The organism is Methanothermobacter tenebrarum, assembly GCF_023167465.1.
GTDB lineage: Archaea > Methanobacteriota > Methanobacteria > Methanobacteriales > DSM-23052 > Methanothermobacter_A > Methanothermobacter_A tenebrarum.
This window is the reverse complement of record NZ_AP025698.1, coordinates 1330346-1353304: the sequence shown is the minus strand read 5'-3', so window position 1 is coordinate 1353304 and position 22959 is coordinate 1330346. Positions and strand designations below refer to the sequence as shown.

General features: G+C 42.0%; 31 protein-coding genes and 2 tRNA genes. 9 read left to right on the top strand and 24 right to left on the bottom strand.

Translation table 11 applies throughout. From position 1 onward, the window contains the following. Positions 1 to 6: 6 nt before the first annotated feature. The 23 genes from MTTB_RS07655 to MTTB_RS07545 all read right to left on the bottom strand — a co-directional run bounded on the left by MTTB_RS07655 (position 7) and on the right by MTTB_RS07545 (position 15820). Positions 7 to 291 (bottom strand): PDGLE domain-containing protein, encoded by a 285-nt coding sequence (locus MTTB_RS07655; protein ID WP_248564412.1) that lies wholly within the window; start codon positions 289 to 291, stop codon positions 7 to 9. Next, on the bottom strand, positions 288 to 941 hold the full coding sequence (gene cbiM, locus MTTB_RS07650; RefSeq protein ID WP_248564411.1) for a cobalt transporter CbiM: 654 nt from the start codon (positions 939 to 941) through the stop codon (positions 288 to 290). Before cbiM ends, MTTB_RS07655 begins: the two co-directional genes overlap by 4 nt. Positions 942 to 1119: 178 nt before the next feature. Continuing rightward, on the bottom strand, positions 1120 to 1755 hold the full coding sequence (locus MTTB_RS07645) for a CBS domain-containing protein (RefSeq protein ID WP_248564410.1): 636 nt from the start codon (positions 1753 to 1755) through the stop codon (positions 1120 to 1122). Beyond that, positions 1745 to 2503 carry a 4Fe-4S binding protein gene (locus MTTB_RS07640; RefSeq protein WP_248564409.1) on the bottom strand — a complete coding sequence of 253 codons (759 nt, stop codon included), beginning with the start codon at positions 2501 to 2503 and terminating at the stop codon, positions 1745 to 1747. The genes MTTB_RS07645 and MTTB_RS07640 overlap by 11 nt, the downstream gene beginning before the upstream one ends. Before the next feature lie 2 nt (positions 2504 to 2505). After that, positions 2506 to 3795 carry a 4Fe-4S binding protein gene (locus MTTB_RS07635; RefSeq protein WP_428343380.1) on the bottom strand — a complete coding sequence of 430 codons (1290 nt, stop codon included), beginning with the start codon at positions 3793 to 3795 and terminating at the stop codon, positions 2506 to 2508. 64 nt (positions 3796 to 3859) lie between these two features. Beyond that, entirely contained in the window at positions 3860 to 4867 is a 1008-nt protein-coding gene (locus MTTB_RS07630) for a 4Fe-4S binding protein (protein ID WP_248564408.1), read from the bottom strand. A 3-nt stretch (positions 4868 to 4870) separates the two neighbouring features. Continuing rightward, positions 4871 to 6034, bottom strand: coding sequence for a hydrogenase large subunit (locus tag MTTB_RS07625; RefSeq protein WP_248564407.1), 1164 nt, complete (start codon positions 6032 to 6034; stop codon positions 4871 to 4873). A gap of 20 nt (positions 6035 to 6054) precedes the next feature. After that, on the bottom strand, positions 6055 to 6486 hold the full coding sequence (locus MTTB_RS07620; RefSeq protein ID WP_248564406.1) for an NADH-quinone oxidoreductase subunit B family protein: 432 nt from the start codon (positions 6484 to 6486) through the stop codon (positions 6055 to 6057). Continuing rightward, positions 6483 to 6884: an EhaM family protein gene (locus MTTB_RS07615; RefSeq protein WP_248564405.1), complete on the bottom strand. Its 402-nt coding sequence runs from the start codon at positions 6882 to 6884 to the stop codon at positions 6483 to 6485. The genes MTTB_RS07620 and MTTB_RS07615 overlap by 4 nt, the downstream gene beginning before the upstream one ends. Continuing rightward, on the bottom strand, positions 6881 to 7159 hold the full coding sequence (locus tag MTTB_RS07610; protein ID WP_248564404.1) for an energy-converting hydrogenase subunit EhaL family protein: 279 nt from the start codon (positions 7157 to 7159) through the stop codon (positions 6881 to 6883). The genes MTTB_RS07615 and MTTB_RS07610 overlap by 4 nt, the downstream gene beginning before the upstream one ends. A 1-nt stretch (position 7160) precedes the next feature. Continuing rightward, positions 7161 to 7400: a hypothetical protein gene (locus tag MTTB_RS07605; protein ID WP_248564403.1), complete on the bottom strand. Its 240-nt coding sequence runs from the start codon at positions 7398 to 7400 to the stop codon at positions 7161 to 7163. Positions 7401 to 7409: 9 nt separating this feature from the next. Continuing rightward, on the bottom strand, positions 7410 to 8282 hold the full coding sequence (locus MTTB_RS07600) for a respiratory chain complex I subunit 1 family protein (protein WP_248564402.1): 873 nt from the start codon (positions 8280 to 8282) through the stop codon (positions 7410 to 7412). Positions 8283 to 8297: 15 nt separating this feature from the next. After that, on the bottom strand, positions 8298 to 8513 hold the full coding sequence (locus MTTB_RS07595) for a hypothetical protein (RefSeq protein WP_248564401.1): 216 nt from the start codon (positions 8511 to 8513) through the stop codon (positions 8298 to 8300). A gap of 6 nt (positions 8514 to 8519) precedes the next feature. Then, on the bottom strand, positions 8520 to 9191 hold the full coding sequence (locus MTTB_RS07590) for a hypothetical protein (protein ID WP_248564400.1): 672 nt from the start codon (positions 9189 to 9191) through the stop codon (positions 8520 to 8522). Positions 9192 to 9204: 13 nt separating this feature from the next. Beyond that, on the bottom strand, positions 9205 to 9882 hold the full coding sequence (locus MTTB_RS07585; RefSeq protein ID WP_248564399.1) for an EhaG family protein: 678 nt from the start codon (positions 9880 to 9882) through the stop codon (positions 9205 to 9207). Between the two features lie 4 nt (positions 9883 to 9886). Next, positions 9887 to 10384 (bottom strand): EhaF family protein, encoded by a 498-nt coding sequence (locus MTTB_RS07580; protein ID WP_248564398.1) that lies wholly within the window; start codon positions 10382 to 10384, stop codon positions 9887 to 9889. Then, positions 10381 to 10662, bottom strand: a complete 282-nt coding sequence (locus tag MTTB_RS07575; protein ID WP_248564397.1) for an EhaE family protein — start codon at positions 10660 to 10662, stop codon at positions 10381 to 10383. Before MTTB_RS07575 ends, MTTB_RS07580 begins: the two co-directional genes overlap by 4 nt. Then, positions 10659 to 10916: an EhaD family protein gene (locus MTTB_RS07570; RefSeq protein WP_248564396.1), complete on the bottom strand. Its 258-nt coding sequence runs from the start codon at positions 10914 to 10916 to the stop codon at positions 10659 to 10661. The genes MTTB_RS07575 and MTTB_RS07570 overlap by 4 nt, the downstream gene beginning before the upstream one ends. After that, positions 10906 to 11157: a DUF2109 domain-containing protein gene (locus tag MTTB_RS07565; protein WP_248564395.1), complete on the bottom strand. Its 252-nt coding sequence runs from the start codon at positions 11155 to 11157 to the stop codon at positions 10906 to 10908. The genes MTTB_RS07570 and MTTB_RS07565 overlap by 11 nt, the downstream gene beginning before the upstream one ends. 5 nt (positions 11158 to 11162) lie before the next feature. Next, the gene (ehaB, locus tag MTTB_RS07560) at positions 11163 to 11663 is read right to left on the bottom strand and encodes a [NiFe]-hydrogenase-3-type subunit EhaB (RefSeq protein WP_248564394.1); all 501 of its coding nucleotides are present in this window, start codon (positions 11661 to 11663) and stop codon (positions 11163 to 11165) included. A 342-nt stretch (positions 11664 to 12005) separates the two neighbouring features. Beyond that, positions 12006 to 14489: an STT3 domain-containing protein gene (locus tag MTTB_RS07555; RefSeq protein ID WP_248564393.1), complete on the bottom strand. Its 2484-nt coding sequence runs from the start codon at positions 14487 to 14489 to the stop codon at positions 12006 to 12008. A 10-nt stretch (positions 14490 to 14499) separates the two neighbouring features. Beyond that, positions 14500 to 15663, bottom strand: a complete 1164-nt coding sequence (locus MTTB_RS07550) for a geranylgeranyl reductase family protein (protein ID WP_248564392.1) — start codon at positions 15661 to 15663, stop codon at positions 14500 to 14502. After that, a complete protein-coding gene (locus MTTB_RS07545; RefSeq protein WP_248564391.1) occupies positions 15644 to 15820 on the bottom strand; it encodes a 4Fe-4S binding protein in 177 nt (58 codons plus the stop codon). The genes MTTB_RS07550 and MTTB_RS07545 overlap by 20 nt, the downstream gene beginning before the upstream one ends. 196 nt (positions 15821 to 16016) lie before the next feature. Between MTTB_RS07545 and MTTB_RS07540 the strand changes: the two genes are divergently transcribed. From MTTB_RS07540 to MTTB_RS07525, 4 genes are all read left to right on the top strand, one after another. Next, positions 16017 to 16099 (top strand) — tRNA-Leu (locus tag MTTB_RS07540). Positions 16100 to 16118: 19 nt separating this feature from the next. Next, positions 16119 to 16190, top strand: a tRNA-Thr gene (locus MTTB_RS07535). A gap of 49 nt (positions 16191 to 16239) precedes the next feature. Beyond that, positions 16240 to 16836, top strand: coding sequence for a hypothetical protein (locus MTTB_RS07530; RefSeq protein ID WP_248565315.1), 597 nt, complete (start codon positions 16240 to 16242; stop codon positions 16834 to 16836). Positions 16837 to 16847: 11 nt separating this feature from the next. Further along, complete coding sequence (locus MTTB_RS07525) at positions 16848 to 17738, top strand: phosphate signaling complex PhoU family protein (protein ID WP_248565314.1); 891 nt, start codon at positions 16848 to 16850, stop codon at positions 17736 to 17738. Here MTTB_RS07525 and MTTB_RS07520 read toward each other — a convergent pair. Then, entirely contained in the window at positions 17725 to 18537 is an 813-nt protein-coding gene (locus tag MTTB_RS07520) for a citryl-CoA lyase (protein ID WP_248564390.1), read from the bottom strand. The genes MTTB_RS07525 and MTTB_RS07520 overlap by 14 nt on opposite strands. Before the next feature lie 178 nt (positions 18538 to 18715). Between MTTB_RS07520 and MTTB_RS07515 the strand changes: the two genes are divergently transcribed. From MTTB_RS07515 to pstB, 5 genes are all read left to right on the top strand, one after another. Next, complete coding sequence (locus tag MTTB_RS07515) at positions 18716 to 19528, top strand: phosphate ABC transporter substrate-binding protein (protein WP_248564389.1); 813 nt, start codon at positions 18716 to 18718, stop codon at positions 19526 to 19528. An 86-nt stretch (positions 19529 to 19614) separates the two neighbouring features. After that, positions 19615 to 20445, top strand: coding sequence for a phosphate ABC transporter substrate-binding protein (locus MTTB_RS07510; protein WP_248564388.1), 831 nt, complete (start codon positions 19615 to 19617; stop codon positions 20443 to 20445). Positions 20446 to 20462: 17 nt separating this feature from the next. Continuing rightward, on the top strand, positions 20463 to 21338 hold the full coding sequence (gene pstC / locus MTTB_RS07505; protein WP_248564387.1) for a phosphate ABC transporter permease subunit PstC: 876 nt from the start codon (positions 20463 to 20465) through the stop codon (positions 21336 to 21338). A 10-nt stretch (positions 21339 to 21348) separates the two neighbouring features. Continuing rightward, entirely contained in the window at positions 21349 to 22200 is an 852-nt protein-coding gene (gene pstA / locus MTTB_RS07500) for a phosphate ABC transporter permease PstA (RefSeq protein WP_248564386.1), read from the top strand. A 2-nt stretch (positions 22201 to 22202) separates the two neighbouring features. Continuing rightward, positions 22203 to 22955 (top strand): phosphate ABC transporter ATP-binding protein PstB, encoded by a 753-nt coding sequence (gene pstB / locus MTTB_RS07495; RefSeq protein ID WP_248564385.1) that lies wholly within the window; start codon positions 22203 to 22205, stop codon positions 22953 to 22955. The last annotated feature ends 4 nt before the right edge of the window (positions 22956 to 22959 follow it).

Genomic DNA, 22959 nt, shown 5'->3' with positions numbered 1-22959 from the left:
GGGTGGTTATTTCCCAGCTTTAAGCGCTGCACTTATACCATAGGCTATGATCAGGACAATTATCGTACCTACGACTAATGCGAGTATCTCCCCTTCCTTGCCGAGTCCTGGGATGGTATAATCGGGTAGGGGCGATTCTATGAATGGTTCGGTCTCAGGGTTTGGCATAACCTTCTCAGCAGTACTTTCTAGCCCATCAGGGTTTGAAGATGCTAGGAATGGTGCTAATGCTGCTATTATGAGGGCTATGATAACCCCACCAATAAGTAATTTCTTGTCTCGGCTCTTCATTTAGATAACACCTCGGCCTTTTCTTTACCCCAATCCTTAAATGAGAACAGGTCTGGGCGGGCGCTTTGAACTGCTAGTACTATTACTACGGTTAGGACTCCTTCTATGACCCCTATGACTGCATGGTATAATCCCATCATTGCAAGTCCTTTATCTAATGGGAATGTTCCGGCGATCCACATTTCTATTGCACATGCTATCGCTGCTAGGAATATTGAGGCCCATGCTGCTATGAAAACTGCGGGTATTTCTCCTAGGCTCTTTGTGCCCTTGAATAGGTAGTATCCTACAAATCCTCCGATGATACCCATGTTGAGGATGTTAGCCCCTAATGCTGTTATTCCACCATCACCGAATATTAGACCTTGTAGTATAAGTACGATTGATAACAATAGGACCGCAGCCCATGGACTGGCAAATACTATGGCGACGAGTGCCGCGCCAACCATGTGCCCACTAGTACCCCATGGGATGGGGATGTTCATTGCTTGTATCGCGAATATACCGGCTGCTAAGACTGCGAAGAGTGGAATTTGTCTTTCATCGAGTTTTTGGCTGGCCCATCTAACACTGAAATACAAGGCTACTAGTGCTATTATCCAGTAGACGATACACTGGGAAATTGGTATGAAACCATCTGGTATATGCAAATTATCTACCTCCTCATTATTTTCTACATGATCATGTGATACGTGATATAATATAAACATTACCCTTAGTATTACTATCGGTTGTATCGTTTATATAATAGGTAATAATAGTTTTCTTAAAAAAGGGGATGGGAATAAACGCCTCAGATTCAAAATTAAAAAATGGGTGCTTTGGAGATTATTTCCTGGCCCTTGCAACCTTTCTGGCTATGACTAATTCCCCGATTGCTATAAGTCCGACGAAGAATTTTTCAAGCCCACCAGTTGCCCAGATAGCCTCTCCAAAGGTTGCCTTTTTTATCCTCTCCTCATATTCTGCTGCTGTTATCCTTTCCCCTGTTCTTCTTCTTGTGATTATGGCAGCAGCTTCCATGAGTTCATCCCAGCTTATACCCTTCAATTCATGGGACATGGCCTCAAAGATCTTGTAAACTTTGATCTCATATAAACTGGAAAGTGTTTTAACTATGTCTAATGCCCTTACGATTCCGACAATGACACCTTCATCATCTAGTACCGGCAGGTTAACAACTTTATGTTTTGAGATTTCCAGGACTGCTAGTCTTGCCGGGTCATTTTCATGGACGTGTATGATCTCCTCTGGTATGTGCATGATCTCAGATACCCTCTTTTTACCCTCTCTAAGGCCCCTGATAACGTTAAGGGATGTTATCCATCCTATAAGCTTCTTTTCCTCGTCTACCACGGGTATGGTGAATCTTTTATATGTTTCCATTTTTTCTGATACTTCATCCAAGTCGGCGTCCGGGCCTACTACTATAAATTTTTTATCCATAAGCTCTTTAACTTTCATGGGATAACCTCTTTAATTTTAGTGCGCCTACTGGGCATTTGGTAGAGCATACTTCACATAATATACATTTATCTTCTGAAAATATGAGTTTCTCGTCTTCGAGTCTTATGGCGTCTGTTGGACAATTTTCTTCACATATTTGGCATGCGACACAAGCTTCTTGGTCTATTAGAAGTTCTTTTGTCTTTATCACGGGTCCGAGTTCTCTTTCAAGTTTTATCGCGCCTTCTTCACACACATTTGCACAAGCCCCGCAGCCGATACATATACTGGCGTCTATGGTCGCAGTTTCATCTTCGAGTCTTATGGCGCCGGTTGGACAGAATCTGACACATGTACCGCAACCTTTACACTTTTCACTGTCTACTTTTATGTTTTTCATCTTTAGGGTTCTGTGGGGTATTTTCATGTCTTTGAGATGGTATTTCACTTCATCGTCTATTGTTGCTGCGCTCTCAACCACGTTTATGCACCTTATGGGACAAGTCTGGGCGCATATTTCACATTTCACACAATTTTCAAGTAATCTAGCAGGTCTAGTAGCCTTTGCATCGGCTATGGCATCAACTGGACATTCCTCAGCGCATAGATTACATCTCACACACTCTGGAGAGATTGTTATGAATTTACCTTCCATTTTACATTTTCCAATATCTAGACTTTGGCCTTCCATGGCCTCTAATTCCATGTATCTTCTTTGTATGTCCTTTTTAAGCGCGTTTTTACTCTTTTTAAATGTTATATCCATCTTTATGCACCATTTTCGATTAGTTTGATGGCGTTTACTGGGCATATGTTTTCACATTCGCCACAGCTGATACACGTTTCCTGGTCAATTATGATCTTATCGTCTTTGAGGCTTAGGGCATTTACTGGGCATTTGTTCACGCAGATGCCACATGCTTGGCAGATCATATCATCGTGGATGACTTTTCCGCTTTTGGGTTCCTTGATTTCCCTTCTTTTAAATAGTATCTTGTCATCTTTGACTGTGAAGAATTCTTCTCTGATTTTTATTGCCTTTACTGGACAAACTTGCACGCATTTTCCACAGTATACACATTCTTCTCCTATGCTTATTGGGGCTGGCATTTCGAGTTCTATGCATTTTACTGGGCATTCGTCGACGCAAGCCCCGCAACCAACACATTTCTCCTCTAAACTTTTTATCTCCCTATGTGGTTTAGTTTTTTCGATTATTTCCACTATTTCATCTATTTCTATTTCTCCATCCATGATTTCCTTGATTTCTTCTTTTATCTGGTCTGTTACATCTATTTCAAACTCTTTTTCGTCATGTTCTTTGATGATATTATTGGCAATATCTTCTAGGATGGAATTTATTTTGCTTGTGGCTTCCGCTATTTTTTCTGTTTCTTTTTCTAGAACTTCTGAGACGATCTCTGTGGTATGTATCCTATTGAACTTTCTGGAGGCTGCGGTCCTTGTGGTGTATTTGATGGCGGTTGAGGGGCATACGTCCATGCATTTTTCGCATCTTGCACAATATGCAGGGTCTATGTAGGGTAATTTGCTTACTTTACCGACTTTTATAGCCCCTTTGGATGGGCAGACTCTAGTGCATGTCATGCAGCCTATGCACTGTTTAGGGTCTATGACTAGGGCTTTTCCTGTGGCCACGGCTCTTGGTAGGATTTCACCATATTTTATGGCCTCTGAGGGGCATGAGCGGGCGCAGTAGCCACATCTCACACATTTTTCTTCGTCTATCACTGGGTGTATTTCCTCTTTACCAGAGGCTACGAGTTCTATGGCCCCGGTTTTACAAGTTGCAACGCATGCTCCACAGTTTAGGCAAAGTTTTGGGTTTATGGTTGGTATTGGTTCTCTTATAGGCTCTGATAGGATGGTTTTCATTTTTATGGCGTCATATGGGCATGCTTCTCTGCATAGTATGCATCCTATACATTTTTCGTCTATTTCGATGTGGTTGTCTGGTGGTATTTCATGTATGGCATCCACTGGGCAGACTTTGAGGCAGGGCCTATCTTTGCATTCTTTGCATTTTTTGTCGTCTATCTCATATTGGACTTCTACTTCCCTTATTGGCTTGTATGTTTTTTCAATGATTATTGGGATTTTATCAGCCCCTTATCTGGGATGGTTTCAAGGTTATGAGAATCTTATCGTCTCTTAGGAGGAATCTTGCAGTGTATAATCCTGGGACTCCGAATGGGCATGTTTGGTAGCATATGCTGCACCTTAGACACTTTTCAGGGTCTCTTTCAGTGATGCCTTTCTCTTTGTTGTAGGTTAGGGCGCCTGTTGGACATTCGTCTATGCATAATCTACAGCCTTTGCATTTTTCTTCATCCCAGGTTATTACGTTGATTTTAAGTCTGTCTGTTATATTTTCTATTATCTTGGTTACTTTTTCCTTGTCTGGGAGTATCCCCAGGGCTTTTTCCACGATTTTGGATAGGGGGAATTCCAATTTTATAATCTTTTCAGGTTCGTAATCTGGCAATTTTCTGACCCTTTCAACTTCCAGGTTTATTGCCTCTTCTAAACTTTCGACTAATATTTTAATTATTTCTTTTTGTTCGTCGATGTTTGTAATGAAAACTTCTTTTATGGCCCCTTTTATTGGGCATGCTTTGGCGCAATCCCCACATGATACGCATTTTGACTGGTCTATGGTGATTATATTATCTGTTGATGATATGGCTCCTACTTTGCAAGCGTCTTTGCATTTTTCGCAGCGTATGCAGAGGTAGTCGTCGATTACATAGATGGTCTCCTTTGGCAATATCCGATATTCTTCTTTTATAAGATAATTTTCGCCTGTTTTGAGGGTTTTTGGTTCTGTTGGGCACACTTCCACGCAGAATCCGCATCTTATACAAGCTGATTCGTTTATGACCGGATAAGCCATTTCCATTTCATCGTCTCTCACTAATTTTATAGCCCCTGGGGATGGGCAGGAGGCTACGCAGGCCCCGCAGGAAATGCATAATTCTTTTTGGACTTGTGGGAAATCTCTGAACCTTGATGGTGACTCAACTATCTCGGGGTCTGTTTTAGCATCTAGGAATCTTTTAATCCATTTTTTCCTCGCGAATTCGTATATGTACCATATTACAGAGGACATTATTTACCCCTCATCTCCCCCCTGGGGGTGTATGTTCTTAAGCTTGTTCATGCCCATAAAGTCTTTTTTGTGTCCGTGTTCATCGATTATTGTTACACGTTCGGTGCAGGCGATGCAAGGATCTATACTCTGGTATATGGCAACTGCATCTGCTATTGTAGGCGAATCCTTGAACATGTGCTTTACACAGGCTTCAAGGTTCATTATAGTCGGGGTTCTTATGGTTATATCCTTTATAATACCATTTTTTGCTGTTTCAAATATGTATGTGACTTCGCCTCTTGGGGCTTCATATCTGTTATCAACTGAACCCTCGGGTATTTTGTATTCTTTCCTTATGGGCCCTTCTGGGAGTTCGTCAATGGCTCTTCTTATGATTTTTATGGATTCTAGTATTTCGTCGAATCTTACCATCATCCTTGCATAGTTGTCACCTTCTTTTCTCCAGACTGGTTTGAAGTCGAAGTAGTCTGTGAAGGTTGGATGTTTTTGTCTCCAGTCAAATTTGACCCCTGAGCCCCTTGCTGTGGGTCCTACTGCCCTTACATCTATTGCATCTTCTTTGCTCATTTTCCCTATATCCTTGGACCTTAAACCTAGGAATAGTCCTGTTTTGAACATTTTCCTGTAGCGGTATACTGCTGGTTCCACGATATCCAGGTTTTCTAATATTTTCTTTTTTTGGGATTCTTTTATGTCCATTCTAACCCCGCCGACTATGTTCCAGGCGTAGTGTACTCTGTTGCCTGTTATCATCTCTGTGAGGTCCATTATCTTTTCTCGGGTGTTTAGTAGGTATATGGCGAGGGTTTCATGTTCTATTGCCAGGAAATATAATGCATTGGCGATTAGGTGACTTTGTATACGGTTGAGTTCACCTACTATTACTCGTAGGTATTGTGCTCTGAGTGGGGGTTCGCAGTCCGCGATTTTCTCTAGGCCTTCGATGAATGTTACTGGGTGGAAGTGGGAGCATATGCCGCAGACTCTCTCTGAAAGGTAGACTACTTTTTGCCATGGTTTGCCCTTGGCTATTTGTTCCGCGCCACGATAGAAATAGCCCAGGTCGACTTCGGCGGCCACTACCCGTTCTCCTTCTGTTTTGAGTTTTATCCTTAGTGGTTCTTTTATACCGGGGTGGATTGGTCCGATGGGTACATAGGTCATCCTTATCCTCCTTATAATGGTTATTTTGAGTAGCTGGCCAGGACTGCTGGTACGTATTTTAGTATGGCTGTGGCTATCTCTGCTGGTCTTGGTGGGCATCCTGGTACTTCGGCGTCTACTGGGATGAAGTTGCTTACTGGGGCTCCTGTTTTGTCGGTTTCTTGTTGGAATATTCCCCCGGTTAGGGCGCATGCTCCTATTGCAAGGACTGCCTTTGGCTCCGGGACCTTGTTGTATAATTCTATGAGTTTTTCTTGCCATTGTTTGGCCACATGGCCTGTGACTAGGAGTGCGTCGCATTCACGTGGGTTGTTATGGAGGTATATGCCGTATTGTTCGATGTCGTATCTTTTTGATAGTAGGGCTGCTACTTCTATGTCGCATCCGTTGCATCCTCCGGTGCAGATTAGGCAAACGTGAATGGATCTTTTCCTTATGAAGTCTTTTATCATCCACTCCCCTCTAGGATTTTTATTATCTTCTTCCTGGCCTCTTCTATCAGTTTTTCATACTCTTCCGGGTTGATTTCTAGTTTCCCGGAAACTTCCAATTCTTTTATGATTTCCTCTTTTATGGATTTTACTTGTTCTTTATCTAGGAGTTCTAGGTGGTATAGGTAGTCTAGTCCTAGGTCTAGTTCTATTTGTTTTTCAAGTCTGAAAAGTATTGCCTGTTCCATTGATGAGTGGGATGATTCTATCCTTGCCATGTCTAGGTTCTTGGCTAGTAATTCCTCCACTTTTTCTGTTGGGATCTTCAGGGTTTCTGCGAGTTTCTTCAGTACTTGGTCTTTGTAGGCGTAACTTTCAAGTTTCCACAGTTTTATCTTTTTTATTGTCTCGTCGGTCATAGGGTCACCCATAATATTAATGCGAGTAGGATCCCTATTATACTCTCATAAACGCCATATCCTGGTCTCATCCCGATCACGAATCCTATGAGGAATAATCCAAGGGGTGCGTAGATGATCATGAGCCCTCCCCCTATTAAGGCGACTATAAGGGGTATGGGTTCTATCCTTTTTTTTACGAAGGGTTCGCCGTGCCACTTATAACTTACCTCTAATCCTATTAGCAGTCCAATGGCGAACATGACCAAATGTGGAAGGTAGGTGAAGTATGGCATCCTAGAAGCCCCCCTCCTTGAATATGAAGGCTGCTGTGATTATGAACATGATGATAATAAACCAGAATGCTATGGTTTCAATTTTCTCCACTCTTTCACCTAGGAAGAAAAATGAGACAAGTACTGTGAATATTATGGCTGCTAGTATCGCGACCCTTAGTTGCATGATACTAGCTGCGATGATTACCATGACAAGGATGCCGATCATCGCCAGTGACAGGATTATATATGATCTTTCCATTATTCCACCTCACACAAGGACAGCATTTACGAGGGCCAGTACTGCGAATATCCATTGTATCATCACGGAATGGTATGGTGCCACCATTGGCGTCAAGGCACAGATAAACCCTAAGATGATTGTAATGACGGACATTCCTATGATATACTCTAGTGGCGTGTTTATTATACTCCCGAGGAAGAGGGTTAAGAAGCACCATAGGAGTACAAAGTATCCTATGATTTCACCCATCATTAGAACGCCTCTTATAACCCCAAAATGTTCAGTCTTGTAACCTGATACTATGTCTTTACCCCAGACGATCCCAAATGGACTATAAGGGGCCTTTGAGACTAATAGTATGAACACGGCCAATGCACATAATGGTAATTGTGTGATGAGGGGTCCGTGGTTGAGCTGATAGTTGATTATACCACTTATGATTAGGGTGTGGGTTTTGAAGTATACTAGTGCCATGACTGCCATTAGGGGCATTTCAGCGGTAGCAGAGAGAACAGCCCTGCAGCTTCCCATTTTTGTATAGGGAGACCCGGAGGCTAGGCCTATCCCATGTTCTGAGACCTTGTGTATGGCATAACATAATATTACAATGCCGAGTGGACCATGTAGGATGGGGCCTATGATAAGGGCGAGAACCCATAGACCATCTAATGCCATTACTATCGCCACGTATAATGGCATGCTGGAGGTTCTGGGGATTGAAAGCTCCTTTATATAGAATTTGAATGTGTGGAGGAGATGTTGTATTATGGGTGGTCCTGGCCTGCCCTGGATCCTCGCTATAATCTTTCTCTGGAGTCCTAATAGCAGTCCTCCTATTATGAATGCTGTGATTATCTCTAATAGCATGTAGGGTAAATTGATGGTTGAGAGGTAGTTCATCTTTATCACCCGAGTCTAGTAGCCTGTGAATGTCACCTTTGTGCGCTCTTTCTCATCTTTCTTGGTCTTTGCACGTGCCATTAACACGAGGCCGATATAATATGCTGATAATGGGATGAATATGGTTAAAATCACGATTGAAACAGCCAATGATGGGGGTGTTATAAGTCCGAGTATGATGGGTAGGCTGGTGACTATTGCGAGTATACTATTTTTTGTCTCTTTTTTCATCTTGGATCACCCCAGGATTAATAGGACTTCTATTACTCTTGTGAAGACCATTAGGGAGCTTAAGTGCATCATATTTATATAGGGGGCTCCCTTTGCTCTTATCATCTCTACTTTGGTTGCGAAGAACGGTGCCAGGGCCCCTTCTCCTATAGCCCCTATGAGGAGTAGTGTCCTGCTCATATTCAATATGGGGTTTGTGGGGATGTTTGCTAGGATGCCCATGCTTAGTGTGCCTGTGTTTGCTAGTATCATGGCCACTCCACCGAATAGGGGTAGCGTGCAGATCATGAGGACGAGACCATAATGGAATGTTGCATCGAGGACGTGTGTGTCCTTCACTCCTGCGAATATTCCCATGTTGGTGATGCCGGTTAGTGATACGAATAATGCGAAATTGAACAAGTCCCCGGTGGTTACGACGCCTGTTAATGCGATACCACAGAGTATTGTCATGAATCTCCTGAACTTGGCTTCTTTTCTCTCTACGGTTGTCGTTCTTACTATGTCTTCTCCAAATCTTGTTACTGATCTTAGTTCTGGTTTGCTTAGTGCCAGGAATATTGTGAAGGTTACTATAACCGCTACTAGGGCTAGTGAAAATGGGCTTATATATAATACTATGTCCATGAATGGGATGTGTCCTATTATTGGACCGTTTAGGTTGGTTATCTCGTTCATTGTTGAACCGCCTTTATTTGTTGAATTCTTCCCGGTTTAGTATTCCTAGAAGTCCGAATTTCAGGGCTACTTTGATTATGATCCCACCACCTGACATGAAAAGTGCCACGAGCCATAATCTTGGGTTTAGGAAGTATAATAGGAATCCTAGAAGCCATAGGCACCATGCAAGTCCTGAGACTCCTGACATTTCCTCCCAGAAATCATGTGATAGGCCTTTTGGTTCTCCTATGAAGAGGTAGATGAGTATACCAGCCCCTGCGACTGCACCCCCTGTAAATCCTGTTAGGATGGTGCCATATATGACGCAGAGGAGTGAGGTTATGGGGATGGCTGTTTTTATAATTTCCATTTCGATGGGTTTATATTTTTTCAACTTGGGGTAGCTGGTTCCCCTTTTTGTATATTCTCTGAAGATTAGCACTTCTGTTACTGCTAGTATCTCGGCTAGTGATACAACTAACCCTGGGAGGATGAGGGCCTCGGCTAGGTCTGTTCCCACAGCTGCCACGATTATTAGCATGGCATAGGTGACTATCTGGATTATTAGGATCTTTTGGAAATCGTCCCTTTCTATTATAACCCCTGAGAGTCCTATGGTGGCTGTTAAGATGGCGATTATAATTGCTATGGGGTAAAAGTTTATGATTATCTGGGGCACGAGATTAGGGACTATTGAACTAGGATCCATTTTATTATTCTCCCATCATTTTTCTGGTCCTGTTTAATATAACCCAGGATGCTATTGTGAAAGCGGTGAATAGTATGGATGATTCGAGTATAGTGTCTAATCCCCTTGTATAGTATAGTATTTCATCTAGTATCCCCCCGGGGTGCGCTACGATGGTGGTGCCTAGATGGTATGAGATATCCTTCATCCACTGGGAGAATGGTGTTAGATAGGCTGTTATCCAACCCTCATGTGGGCTCCTGTACTGTGATTTCACTATACCCTTATTGTTGGGGTCTACTGGTAATCCGCCACGATTATAGGGGGCGAGGTTATAGCTTATATCAACATTTTTCTTGGCCAACTCTATCTGGAGTTGTGGCGTGGGTTTAGGATAGACTTGTTCTGGGTTGAGGTGGAATGGGAGAGGCAAACTAAAAACTAATACTATTGCTATGGCCAATGCGAATATCTTCGGGACAACCCTAGGCTCGGCTAGGGAATTTAAGATTCTCCCTATCAACTTGTAAAGCCTCCCATTTCTTCTAATCTTATAATGGCCCTTATCATTATAATGTAGAGGATTGGGTTCACGCTTAGGAATGTTAGCATTGCAAGGGTATAATTATAACTTAAAAAGATCAACGCCACTCCGGTGGAGGGGACTGTAAAGTTTATTATCCTAACTATGGGCTCTGTTGAGGTTTTAGGCCCGAATACAACACCTAAACCACCGATTAATACTAGGGTTAATCCGAGGTAGAATGATATTAATGGGAGCGTCCCAGTGGCTGATATCATCCTAGTTCGCCTCGCATTTTTCTGATTTCAAGCACTCTAACTAGTCCTATCATCATTATAATTATCCCCACGAATGTCATGAATGATGATGCCATTGCCACGTCAAGGTAGCCGAAGGTTGCCACGATACTAATCAGACCATCCCCTAGGACTGCTAACATTAGGAATTTGTCTATGGGTCTTGTCTGGAGCACACCCCCTAGGGCTCCGACTATCATGAGTATGGCCGCGGCATATACGAATTCAATCACCATGTTCTATCTCCTTTACCTTACTTATGGTGAATGCTATGGCATTTGCGCCTACGGTTGCGAGTATAAAATATACCATAGATGCTATGGCGCCTAGTGGCGACGGATTTTTAAGTGTTATAACTGCTGCCACGCCAAAGTTTATAACGTTAAGGTATGGCATCCTTTCCAGCCTATTCTGGGTTATGAAGAGTCTTAAAACCATATATATTACTATACAGGATATTATCGTCTCTTCTATCATATTTATCACTTGATGACTTTTCTATTCATCTTCCCGGCCATTTTACCGATAAGCTTGGAGGATAGTGGATGGTATAGGCCTTGGATTGTTAGTATGGCGATTACTATACCTACTATAAAGTAATTTGCTGTGATACCAAAATGTGATGCGATCCATATTATGAAGGTGATGGTTAGGGCTCCTGTTGTCCCCGCGTATCCGGGGTCTGCGCACATTCTATTCCCAAGGTAGACGAATAACGCGGCGATCAGACCACCCTCCGGGCCCCCGAATCCGTAGTAGCTGCAAGATGCTAGTAGCGTGCCGGCTGAGGCGTCTGGGGAGCATACAATATTACCTGAAAAATAGCCCCCGCCTAGGTCTCCTCCTCTTTTCTCTATGGATTTGCCGATTGCCTTGGCGCCTCTGACACCTGGGGCTTCGGGTAGGCCCATCCATATGTCTATTATAACGAAGTTTAGCCATGCCAAGGTTGCGGCTATTGGGATTGCTATTATTTCATTCAAAAATATCCACTCCGAGGTGATTCCCTAAAAATAATATTATTGTCGCAGCTTATATGGTCATATTTACCCTTAGATTCCATGTGTAGGCCTAGGAGGCTTTGTGGGGTTATGAAATCTGTGGGGGTGTTTAGGTGTTTAATGGTTTTTTCAAAAAATCTTGGAGTGTGGATGATAGTATATTAAGCATTTTTTGCACCTCATACCCGCGTTATCCCTTTATACTTCACCTTAATTCTTCTCCTAGAACATATAAATATGTTTTGTTTTGCCCCAGAATATGAATGTTTTATGGATTTTTGTTATCTCCCATTTTTTTGGGATGCGAAAAAAATTAGGGTATGGTTATAGTATTTGGGATGATAGTTTTAGGGCTATGTCTTCGTTGTATATTATTTTAAGGTCCCAGAATAGTGTTAGGTAGGATTTTAGTGGTGTTGGGTCATTTTCAATGTTCCTTTTTAGGGTGTGGTTTAGGGTTTTTTCCATGGCCTTTTGGTCCCCCGCCACATAATATACTAGTATTGCATCGGCGTAATGTCCTATGGAGTATATTTCAGGGTCTCCGTCACCTTTAAATTTGCCATTGCCATCTTGGTTGGCTTTAAGCCATTTTGAGCCTTCTTGGATTGCTTTGAGGGTTTTTGTATCATTTGTGGCTAGGTGGTATAGGGCCAGTCCTTTGAGTATTTCGATATTTTCATATGCTTTGGGGGTCCAGGATCCGTCTCCTTTTTGTTTTTCAATTACATTATAGATGATTTCTTTATTTGGGTTCATACCACTTACCTGGGATTCTGTTTTTAGTTTCAAGTAGTCTGTTCCTATGAGTTGTGATGATTCTTTGTTGGCTGCTATTTTGATATCTCCATTATTTGTCTGTTTTTGGATAAATTGTAACCCCTTATTTGTTATTTTTTCAGTTTCACTCGTTTTCAGGTCTTTTAGGGGATAGATTGTCTGTGCTGTTGTTAGGGTGTATTCTGCTGGTGGCATGCCCCCTGGGAATGACCCGTTTTCCATCTGTTTATATTTCAACCATTCAATTAGATAGTTGGATCGTTCTTTAAATTCTGTGTTCCCTGTTTTTGAGGATAATATGTCATAGAGGACTGCTATCATGGCATTTGCATCGTAGCAGCCTTTGAATGCGCTCCCGAATTCTAGGTCCTTGGCTGGATCATATTCCATTGGAGTGTATCCACCACTCTCTGAGTAGGAGTATCCATTCCAGAATTTTTCTATGAAATCGGCTATCTTTTCGTATTCGGGGTCTCCTGTAAAGTTTATTTTGGCCGTTTTCCCTTCTATGGGGGGGTTTGGAATGTACTGGTATACTGCGGCGTCTCCTGTGACGATAAGGGTTTTGAAGTGGGTGTCTGTGGGGAGGTATAAGCCCAGGCCTTGCTGGTGCATGTTTTTTCTAATGTAAATGTATGTTATGTTGTTTTTTTCTAGGAGGTAGTATGCTTCGCTGGGCTGTGAGGTGGTGAATATTGTTTTTACTTCTATTTCGCTCATCTCTTTCTCTTTTAGGGTGGGTGGGTTTCCCATCATGCCCTGGTAGATTGTCTTCCATAATAGGATGTCTTTTCGGTGTGTGTTGCCTATGAGAAGGTAGGCGTCGTCCAGTGTGGCTAAGAACACGGAATCTGGGGGTGTGTTCTCATTTATCCAGTTGAAGGCTTCTATTTGCTCTGTTGTGGGGTTTATAACATTTAGGTAGGCTATCACACCCCCCTGTGTGATTGGGATGATTAAAAAGAGTGAAATAACAAATAATCTCATATATGGTGTGAGATTTTTCTTAAGTATCCTGTAATCTGGTATTTTCATCTTATCCAATCTTATAATGGCCTGTGAGAGCCCATAACCGGCCATCAAGGATAGTGGTATCGCTGCATAGGGGTCCCTGAATCTGAAGGAGTATGTTCCTATTATCGCAAATAGGATGAACCATAAAAGGATGAACTTATAAAGGGGGTTTTTTGATCTTATGAAAAATAATGCACCATATAATCCGAATATTATCTGGATTAAGCCCATCCATTTTGGGAATCCGAGTACTGTGACTGGTTGTGTTTGTAAACGGGCTGTGAATAATACGAATTCTAGAATAGCAGCGGCTACTAGGAGGAATAAGATGGAAACTTCTATCGGCTTTTTTTTAAATGATGGTATCATGAAGGTTAAAATGAATATTAGGATGGTTATGGCGAGGAATAACCATCCTCTGTGGGTGAAGAAGTATATGGATAATATTAGGAGGGCTATTATAAGATACTTATGGTTTCCTTTAAATATCTTGAAGAATCCTCCTAGGCTGAAATTATCAATATTAGAGTATCCTGGCATGCTCTTAGCATATTTTATGAGCAGGTAAAGTATTATTGTGAATAATAGGATCCCTAAGGATTCTGGTATGAAAACTGATGTTCTGGTCACGAATGATGGTACTAATGAGAATAAAAAGGCAGAGAAAAGTGCTTCTCTCTTATTCTCGAAGATCTCCCATGAAATTTTATAGAATACAAGGACGGTTAATACTCCAAGAATGGGTGGTAGAAGAAAGAATACAAGTTGACTGTTAAAGATCTTATACAAGAGGAGTCCTAGTATATGATAGAATGGTGGATAAGCATATGGTTTAAGTCCTAGTAGGGATGTGGGATCCTTTGAAAGTATACCTAGGCCTTCTGTGGCTAGTCTCATTACAATGTCATGGTGGATGTATGCATCGTTGCCAGGGAATGCAAGATTCCTATTGGGTATGAGTCTTATGATAAAGGCTAGGATACATACTAATATAAGGGGTTTGTTTTTTGGCAAATTTTATCACCTATAGTATCTCTTTGAGGGTTTTGAGGATTTTGGGGTAGTCCTTCACAAGTTTAAGGAGGGAGAGTTTAGATAGGTTTAATTCTTTTCCTTTTAATGATTCTACCAGGTTATTAAGATCTTCGTCGTTTAGTTGGTTAAGTATTTTCCGATATTTATGGGATCTTTTGATATTGGATCCCACGCTCTTGTACCATCTTTTCTCATACCTTTTCAGGAACTCTGCATCGGTCCGATCCTCTTCTATGGCCTCTGATGCGGTTTCACCCGCTATCTTCGCGCATTCTGCGGCTATGTGTATGCCCCCTCCGGTTAATGGGTCTACCTGTCCCGCGGCATCACCCACGACCATTAGACCATCAGTATAGGTTCTTTTAACGGGTCCTCCAATGGGCACGGCCCCTATATTGAATTCTATTTCAGTTGCGTCCAATCTTGATGTGAATTTTTTAAGATAATATTGGGCGCTTTTGGTGTTCCATTTTCTTCTACGTATTCCCACGCCAATGTTCGCCCTTTCATCGCCCTTTGGGAATATCCAGAGGTAACCTCCAGGTGCTATTCTGTCTCCGAGATAGAATTCTATTATCTCTTTTTTAACGTTAACGCCTACCATCTCTGATTGGGCGCATGAGCAGATTTCATCCACCTTGAACCTTGTATTGAGGCCGGCTTTTCTGGCGATTTTTGATTGGATCCCATCTGCGGCTATAACAATCTCTGAGCGGATATCAAATCTTTGACCATCTTTTTTAACTATCACGCCTTTAACTTTCCCATTTTTGATTATAAGATCTTTTGCTATTGTATTGAGCATTATTTCGGTTCCTTGTTCAGCTGCTAGGATGGCAAGGTGTTTGTCAAAGATTTTCCTTTCAACGATATAACCTTTTATTATAGGGTCTCTGGTTAGGAAACTTGCACCTGAGGGTGCATGGATGCGGGCCCCCATGATCCTGGAACAGGTGAACTGTGGTGATGGTTTTATTTTCATGGATTTAAAGAAGGTTTCGCTAACACCCCCGGCACATTGTACTGGCGTGCCTATCTCAGGGTTTTTTTCTAGCATGAGAACATCGAGACCTTCCTTTGACGCGTAAAAGGAGGATATGGACCCTGCTACTCTACCCCCGACTACTATTAGGTCATATTTTATGGTCTGCACCCCCTCTTTGGATGGCGTTCACTGGACATACTATGCTGCAGGTGCCGCATTCTTTACATTCTCCATTTATTATGACGATCTTTTCCAATTCTAGAATGTCGTATGGGCATACATTTACACAAGCACCACAACACCTGCACTTATCTAGTAACCTCAATTAATCACCCTTTTTTCTTGTCCTTTCTGGAGGTGGCATGGTGAAGATTTTACATTTTGGGGGATCATATGTGCTCTTGGTTACTTGTAGGGGGGGATCTTTTCTTAAATGGGGGGGTGGGTTTTTTAATCACCTTTAATCCTTTACTTAACCGTTAACTTAATATACCAGTTTTTTCCTATTTATTAATTACCATGCAGGGGTGCCCGAGTGGTCAAAGGGGGAGGACTTAAGATCCTCTGGCGCAGGCCTTCGAGGGTTCAAATCCCTTCCCCTGCATTAGACCCTTTTTATTCTGGCCTTAGTAGCTCAGTGGTAGAGCGCTGCCTTGGTAAGGCAGAGGTCGGGGGTTCAAATCCCCCCTAAGGCTTTGTGGGATGATTTCTTCTAATGGGATCTTTTTATAGGATATTTTGGTGATGGAATTGTCTAAGGCATTTGATATAATAATGGCGGGAGTGATATCAGGGATAGTGGCATTCACCACCCAAAAACTTGGGGTTGGTGGAACAGCACTAGGCGCAGTTTTAGGTTCAATGCTTTACCAGTTGTTATCACATTACCTTAGAGAGCCGCTGGGGAATGTTAAAACGCAAATAGTAGAGGATAAGATAGTCTTCACAATCCCACTTATAATCATACTCATAATAGAGGTTATAAACTTTTTAGCTAATTTTTATTGGAGATCTGAGAATATAATCTATCTATTGGAAGGTGTGATCCATTGGAATCTTTTCAGGTCAATGGGGCTTGGCCTTCTCATAATGGGGTTATATCCCCTTTTCAGATCGGATGAGATAAAGAGAACCCATGGATACTTGCTTATATTCGCTGGTCTATTGCTCCTTTTGAGGGGTTTTGTGGATGTGAATTCGTCCATTGTAAGACTGTATATTCTATTATTTTATCAGTTTGATGCTCTGATTTCGGTGATCATCATTACAATCCTACTTTATGTGATAGCTGTTATACTTAATGAGTCCATAGTTATAATAACTGGTGATAAGCAGTTGTGAATGTGGTGGAAATGCCCCGTAGAAACGCTACCCTAAAGGCTATAATTGACGTGATATTATATGAGAATCCTTCTACACAGGATGAGATCGCTAAAAAGTTGGGGATTACAAGACGTTATGTTACCAAGTTACTTAGACCCCTTATAAGGAAGGGTGTTGTTAAGAGGGCTTATATGGTTGATCTTCAAAAGTTTGGGGAGTTTGCGGATGTTTTTGGAGAGGAATTAACTTCGAGGGAGTATGCTGGGAGTTTTTTCATCAAGGAGCTTTTGAAGGATATGGCGGAGCATGTGTGTAAGCAGCTTGAAAAATCATTCAGGGCCCTTGAAGCATATGATAAGGAGCTTGCAGATGAAGCTCTTAGGATGGATTATGTTACTAATCATATGCATGAGAAGATTAGGTCTTCGGTGGATACTGCGATTGCCATGAACCCTTATTCTGAGTTTGGAAGGGCTGTGGTTTTCACTGAGATTGCTTATGATCTTGAACGTATAGGTGACCATTCTGGTATAATAGCTAATTTCACGGTTAAGGAGGCTTATCCTGTAGATCCTGTGATTATGGATTATCTTCGTAGGATGTATGAAACTGGTATTAGTATGGTTAGAAAGGCTATGAGTGCTTTCCTTAAGGAAAGGTTGGAACTTAGAGATGATGTTATGGAACTTGAGGAGGAAATGCATAGAATACAGAGAAGGGCGCTTAATTGTATCGCGACTCAGATGGCTGAAACGTCTTTTGAGGAGAAGGAGCGTTCGACATATTATATTTCTCTTTCGAGGATTGTTAAGACTTTTGAGAGGATAGGGGATATTTCTGTTGAGATCGTGGATACTGCGGGTGAATTTTATATGAATATTCCACGTACGACTACTCCTGAGAGGTTTAGGAGGATTTGATTCTATTTTTCTGGTTTTCCATGTATTGTATTTCTTCAAGCTTTAAAGTTTTTCTGAATGGTTTTTCTAGTTTTTCTTCGTTTATGTGGGCTATTAGTCCTGGTAGTCTCCCTATCATGAAGATTCCGGTTCCCGTGTTCCAGTGGAATCCTAGGTCGGATAATATTGCCGCGTTGGCTCCGTCGATATTTAAGTGTATTTTTTTGGTTTTGTGTAGTGTTTTTTCTATTTCTTTTGCTAGTTGTGTGTGTAGTCCTGTGCATTTTAGTTTCTCTGCTACTTTTATTATTCTTGTTGCTCTGGGGTCTCTGTGGTGGTATCTGTGACCGTAGCCGGGTATTTTTTTCCCATTTTTTAGGTGTTCTTCCACGAGTTTTTCTGCTAATATTGGTATTTCTTCTGGTGATTTGCATAGGTTTATGGTTTCTTGGAATAGTTTCATGGCTTTTTCTATGGCGCCGGCGTGGTTTTCACCGAAGGCTAATAGACCAGCGGCTATAGAAGCGTTTAGGGGCGTGCCTGTTGATGTGGTGAGGCGGGCGACTTGTGTGCTAGGTGGTGTGAGTCCATGGTCGCAGAAGGATACGAGTATGGCGTCAAGCATCTTGGATTGGTCCTTGGGGGGTAACTCACCCATTAGTAGCAGGAAGATTATATCGGAAAATGAGATATTTCCAATTAGTTCTTCTAGTGGATAACCGCGTGTTCTGATATGGTTTTTTTCTATGAGGGTTATTGTGGTTTTCCACCGGTAAGTATTAATTTTGAAGATTTCTTTTAGGGATTTTTCTGTTATCATGGTTGTTCACCATTTCAAGCTCACATCCCATAATATTTATACTTTTAGTGTCATTCTATTCACTTAATATGAACAAGATCTAGGCACCAGACTATTTTTGTTCATATAATGTGAAATATAGTTCACTAATAGTAAAATTTAAATAGTTTAATGCCAACCTAAAAACCGGTGATAAAAAATGGACACCAAAACAATTGTAGGGATAATAGTCGCCATAATTATAATAATAGGGGCTATAATAGTCCTAGGCGGCCAAGGTGAAGAAAAAAGAATCGACATAGTTGGTTCAACATCTGTACAACCAGTAGCTGAAAAACTTGCAAACGAGTACATGAAAAAACACCCAGATGTAAAGATAACAGTACAGGGTGGAGGATCAAGCGTGGGCATCACACAAGCACAACAAGGAACTGCAGACATAGGCACATCATCCAAGGAACTAAAAGAAGATGAAAAGAAAGGCCTTAAAACATACCTCATAGGCAGAGATGGGATAGTAGTAATCGTGAACAAACAAAATAACATCCAAGGCCTCACAACAGACCAAATCAAGGACATATTCAGTGGAAAAATACGAAACTGGAAGGAAGTGGGAGGTCCAGATGCCCCGATAACAGTTATAACAAGGGAAGAAGGTTCAGGAACCCGTAAAGCATTTGAAGAAATCGTAATGAAAGATGCTAAAATAAGAAAGGATGCCATTGTAGAAAGTTCCACAGAAGCGGTTAAACAGGCGGTTAAACAGGATCCAAACGCAATCGGATTCATATCACTAACCAACCTCGATGACACCGTTAAAGCACTTGAAATCGATGGAGTTATACCATCAGAAGAAACAGTGGCTGACGGATCATACAAACTCCAAAGACCATTCCTGTTCCTAACAAAGGGCGAACCAACTGGCGTGGTAAAAGACTTCATAGACTGGGTCCTAAGCCCAGAAGGACAAGCAATAGTCAAATCCGAGAAAGTAGTACCAGTCAAACAATAAAATCCCCCACTTTACCTTTTTTTAAGACCCATAACAATATATTATATTAACGAAAAATTTATCTTCAAAGAGATAATCCCAAGGTGATGGGTTTGGAGATTAAATGGAAAGGGGGAATCATACTCATATTTATCATCCTAATTTACCTATTATTCAGACCAGGTGTCCATTATGAAAGAATTGAGATAGCAGGTTCAACATCTGTACAACCAGTAGCTGAAAAACTTGCAAACGAGTACATGAAAAGACACCCGGACGTCAAAATAAACGTACAAGGCGGAGGATCTGGTATGGGCATCCGAACAGTCCAGCAGGGTGTTGTAGATATAGGTACAAGTTCAAAAGCCCTTAAACCTGAAGAAAAGGATGGTCTAAGAGAATATGTTATCGGAAAGGATGGTATAGTGATAGCAGTGAACAAGGAAAACCCCATAGATGACTTGACAAAAGAACAACTCAGAGACATATTCAGTGGAAAAATACGAAACTGGAAGGAAGTGGGAGGCCCAGATGCTCCGATACATGTCATAGTCCGGGAAGAAGGATCGGGGACTAGAAGTTCATTCCAGAGCCTGGTAATGGGGGATGTTAAAATACGTTCTGATGCGATAGTCCAGGGATCTACAGAAGCGGTTAAACAGGCCGTTAAACAGGACCCTTATGCTATAGGTTTTGTTTCAATGTCTCATATGAGTGAGGATGTAAAAGCCCTCAAGGTTGATGGTGTTGAACCATCTGAGAGGACTGTTGCTAGTGGATCATATCCACTTGTTGTCCCTTTCATCTTCCTAACAAAGGGCGAACCAACCGGGGTGGTAAAAGATTTCATAAAATGGGTTTTTTCACCAGAAGGACAAGAGATAATAAGGAGCGAAAAGGTTGTGCCTGCAATAGCAAATGTTTCAGATGACGACTAGCATTGGGGGGTTATCCCATGATAAGTAGGGGAAGGGAAATGTTAATTGAAAAGGGACTTTTCTTAACTGCTATATTCTCGATAATAATCATATTATTAATAGTGGCTTTCATCTTTAGGGAAGCCATACCCGTATTCCAAGATTATGGTTTTATACATTTCATATTCGGATGGGAATGGGCTCCCTCAGAGGGGGAGTATGGCGTATTTACAATGATAGTAGGATCCTTGTGCATCACTTTCCTTGCGCTCGCCATTGCAGTTCCCTTTTCTTTTTTATGCGCAATTTTCATGGCAGAATTGGCACCCCAGTTCATGAGGAGAATACTCAAACCAGTCATTGAAACACTGGCGGCCATACCATCTGTCGTATACGGATTCTTCGGACTCATAGTTTTAGTACCCCTTGTGAGGACACATGTAGGGGGCACGGGCTTCGGCATACTCACGGCCTCATTAATACTCGCTGTCATGATAATGCCCACAATAATAAGCGTATCAGAGGATGCCATCAGATCGGTCCCACTTGAATACAAGGAGGCGTCACTTGCCCTAGGAGCAACCCATTGGCAGACAATAAGGCATGTGATAGTCCCAGCCGCAGTACCGGGTATAATCACGTCCATTATACTTGCGATGGGAAGGGCCATCGGTGAAACATTGGCGGTTATCATGGTGGCGGGTAACGTGGCACAGATCCCAAGTTCAATATTAGACCCTGTGAGGGCGTTAACATCAAACATAGCCCTTGAGATGGGATACGCAACAGGATTACATTACAGCGCACTCTTCGGGACAGCTGTAATATTATTTATACTCATCATGATATTGCTGGTGATCGCCAACTACTTCCACTACAAGAAAAAGATCGTAGTCGGAGGAGGCTACCTATAGGGTGATTAAAATGCCATTCAGACTTATTTCACCTAAAGTCGCCCAGAAGATAATGAATGGAGTGTTATGGGCCTCTGGGATATTCACAATAATAATACTCATAGTGATCATAGGCTACATACTTTTTAGGGGTTTGCCAGCAGTTAACCTTGAATTTTTGTTGACAGAGCCGATAAATTCTGGTAGAGCTGGTGGTATCGCCCCAATGATAGTATCAAGCATCTATGTGACACTATTAGCGGTTTTAATCGCAACACCCCTTGGTGTTGGGGCTGCAGTTTACATGGCAGAATATGCTGGTGAGAGGCAAATAGTTAAACTCATAAAATTCGGGGCTGAGACACTAGCATCAATACCATCTATAGTATTCGGATTATTTGGATTGTCATTCTTTGTTATATTCCTTGGACTTGGATGGTCCCTCCTTTCTGGGGGTCTTGTACTCGCGCTCATGGCTTTACCCACAATATTCCAGGTGGCTGTAGTATCTATTGAGAGCGTGCCACGATCCTACAGGGAAGCGAGTTGGGCGCTAGGCGCTACTAACTGGGAGACAATCTATAGGGTTGTGATACCCGCGGCAATGCCTGGGATAGTCACGGGGGTCATACTAGGGATGGCCAGGGCCATATCAGAGGCGGCGGCTGTGATGTTTGTTGTTGGATCCGCGCTTTCAATGCCGATTTCCATCTTCGACCCTGGAAGGCCGCTTCCATTACATTTGTATGTGCTTGCTACAGAGGGGCTTTCCCTTAAAAATGCTTATGGGACTGCGGCTGTCCTAGTGATAATGGTTCTTATCATTACAGTCGCGACTAATACTCTTGTTGAAAGGTACCGGAGGAAGATGATGGGGCGATGACCATGTACAGGATTGAAGTTGAAGATTTGAACGTTTATTTTGGTGAAGACCACATTTTAAAGGATGTGAATTTGAAGATACCTAAGAATACTGTGACGGCGCTCATAGGCCCATCTGGTTGTGGTAAATCGACTTTCATAAGGACCCTTAATAGGATGAATGATGTTATACCCGGTTTCCGTCATGAGGGTCATGTTTACTTGGATGGGAAGGATATTTATGATCCTGACGTGGATGTGGTTGAGTTAAGGAAAAAGGTTGGTATGGTCTTCCAAAAGCCGAATCCATTCCCAAAGTCTGTATTTGAGAATGTTGCTTATGGTCTTCGTGTTCATGGCATCACTGATAAGGATGTGATAGAGAGTAGGGTGGTGGAAAGTTTAAAGGCGGCTGCGCTCTGGGATGAAGTTAAGGATAAGTTAGATCAAACGGCTCTCAGCCTTTCAGGGGGACAGCAACAGCGCCTATGTATTGCGAGGACGATAGCAATAGAACCTGAAGTGATATTAATGGATGAGCCATGTTCTGCACTTGATCCTATTTCAACCACTAAAATTGAGGACCTTATACACAAATTGAAGCGCAGATTCACCATAATAATAGTGACGCACAATATGCAACAGGCTACACGAGTCTCAAAGTATACTGCATTCTTTTTAAATGGTGAAATAGTTGAAAGTGGCTTGACAGAGAAGATATTCGTGGAACCGCAAGATAAGAGGACGGAGGAATACATAACTGGCAGGTTCGGATAATTAT

Excerpts from the sequence above, each read along its gene's own strand:
- MTTB_RS07655 (WP_248564412.1), bottom strand. The coding sequence starts at position 291 with ATGAAGAGCCGAGACAAGAAATTACTTATTGGTGGGGTTATCATAGCC.
- MTTB_RS07645 (WP_248564410.1), bottom strand. The coding sequence starts at position 1,755 with ATGAAAGTTAAAGAGCTTATGGATAAAAAATTTATAGTAGTAGGCCCG.
- MTTB_RS07640 (WP_248564409.1), bottom strand. The coding sequence starts at position 2,503 with ATGGATATAACATTTAAAAAGAGTAAAAACGCGCTTAAAAAGGACATA.
- MTTB_RS07630 (WP_248564408.1), bottom strand. The coding sequence starts at position 4,867 with ATGTCCTCTGTAATATGGTACATATACGAATTCGCGAGGAAAAAATGG.
- MTTB_RS07625 (WP_248564407.1), bottom strand. The coding sequence starts at position 6,034 with ATGACCTATGTACCCATCGGACCAATCCACCCCGGTATAAAAGAACCA.
- MTTB_RS07620 (WP_248564406.1), bottom strand. The coding sequence starts at position 6,486 with ATGATAAAAGACTTCATAAGGAAAAGATCCATTCACGTTTGCCTAATC.
- MTTB_RS07615 (WP_248564405.1), bottom strand. The coding sequence starts at position 6,884 with ATGACCGACGAGACAATAAAAAAGATAAAACTGTGGAAACTTGAAAGT.
- MTTB_RS07610 (WP_248564404.1), bottom strand. The coding sequence starts at position 7,159 with ATGCCATACTTCACCTACCTTCCACATTTGGTCATGTTCGCCATTGGA.
- MTTB_RS07605 (WP_248564403.1), bottom strand. The coding sequence starts at position 7,400 with ATGGAAAGATCATATATAATCCTGTCACTGGCGATGATCGGCATCCTT.
- MTTB_RS07600 (WP_248564402.1), bottom strand. The coding sequence starts at position 8,282 with ATGAACTACCTCTCAACCATCAATTTACCCTACATGCTATTAGAGATA.
- MTTB_RS07595 (WP_248564401.1), bottom strand. The coding sequence starts at position 8,513 with ATGAAAAAAGAGACAAAAAATAGTATACTCGCAATAGTCACCAGCCTA.
- MTTB_RS07590 (WP_248564400.1), bottom strand. The coding sequence starts at position 9,191 with ATGAACGAGATAACCAACCTAAACGGTCCAATAATAGGACACATCCCA.
- MTTB_RS07585 (WP_248564399.1), bottom strand. The coding sequence starts at position 9,882 with ATGGATCCTAGTTCAATAGTCCCTAATCTCGTGCCCCAGATAATCATA.
- MTTB_RS07575 (WP_248564397.1), bottom strand. The coding sequence starts at position 10,662 with ATGATATCAGCCACTGGGACGCTCCCATTAATATCATTCTACCTCGGA.
- MTTB_RS07570 (WP_248564396.1), bottom strand. The coding sequence starts at position 10,916 with ATGGTGATTGAATTCGTATATGCCGCGGCCATACTCATGATAGTCGGA.
- MTTB_RS07565 (WP_248564395.1), bottom strand. The coding sequence starts at position 11,157 with ATGATAGAAGAGACGATAATATCCTGTATAGTAATATATATGGTTTTA.
- MTTB_RS07530 (WP_248565315.1), top strand. The coding sequence starts at position 16,240 with ATGGAATTGTCTAAGGCATTTGATATAATAATGGCGGGAGTGATATCA.
- MTTB_RS07525 (WP_248565314.1), top strand. The coding sequence starts at position 16,848 with ATGCCCCGTAGAAACGCTACCCTAAAGGCTATAATTGACGTGATATTA.
- MTTB_RS07520 (WP_248564390.1), bottom strand. The coding sequence starts at position 18,537 with ATGATAACAGAAAAATCCCTAAAAGAAATCTTCAAAATTAATACTTAC.
- MTTB_RS07515 (WP_248564389.1), top strand. The coding sequence starts at position 18,716 with ATGGACACCAAAACAATTGTAGGGATAATAGTCGCCATAATTATAATA.
- MTTB_RS07510 (WP_248564388.1), top strand. The coding sequence starts at position 19,615 with ATGGGTTTGGAGATTAAATGGAAAGGGGGAATCATACTCATATTTATC.
- pstC (WP_248564387.1), top strand. The coding sequence starts at position 20,463 with ATGATAAGTAGGGGAAGGGAAATGTTAATTGAAAAGGGACTTTTCTTA.
- pstA (WP_248564386.1), top strand. The coding sequence starts at position 21,349 with ATGCCATTCAGACTTATTTCACCTAAAGTCGCCCAGAAGATAATGAAT.
- pstB (WP_248564385.1), top strand. The coding sequence starts at position 22,203 with ATGTACAGGATTGAAGTTGAAGATTTGAACGTTTATTTTGGTGAAGAC.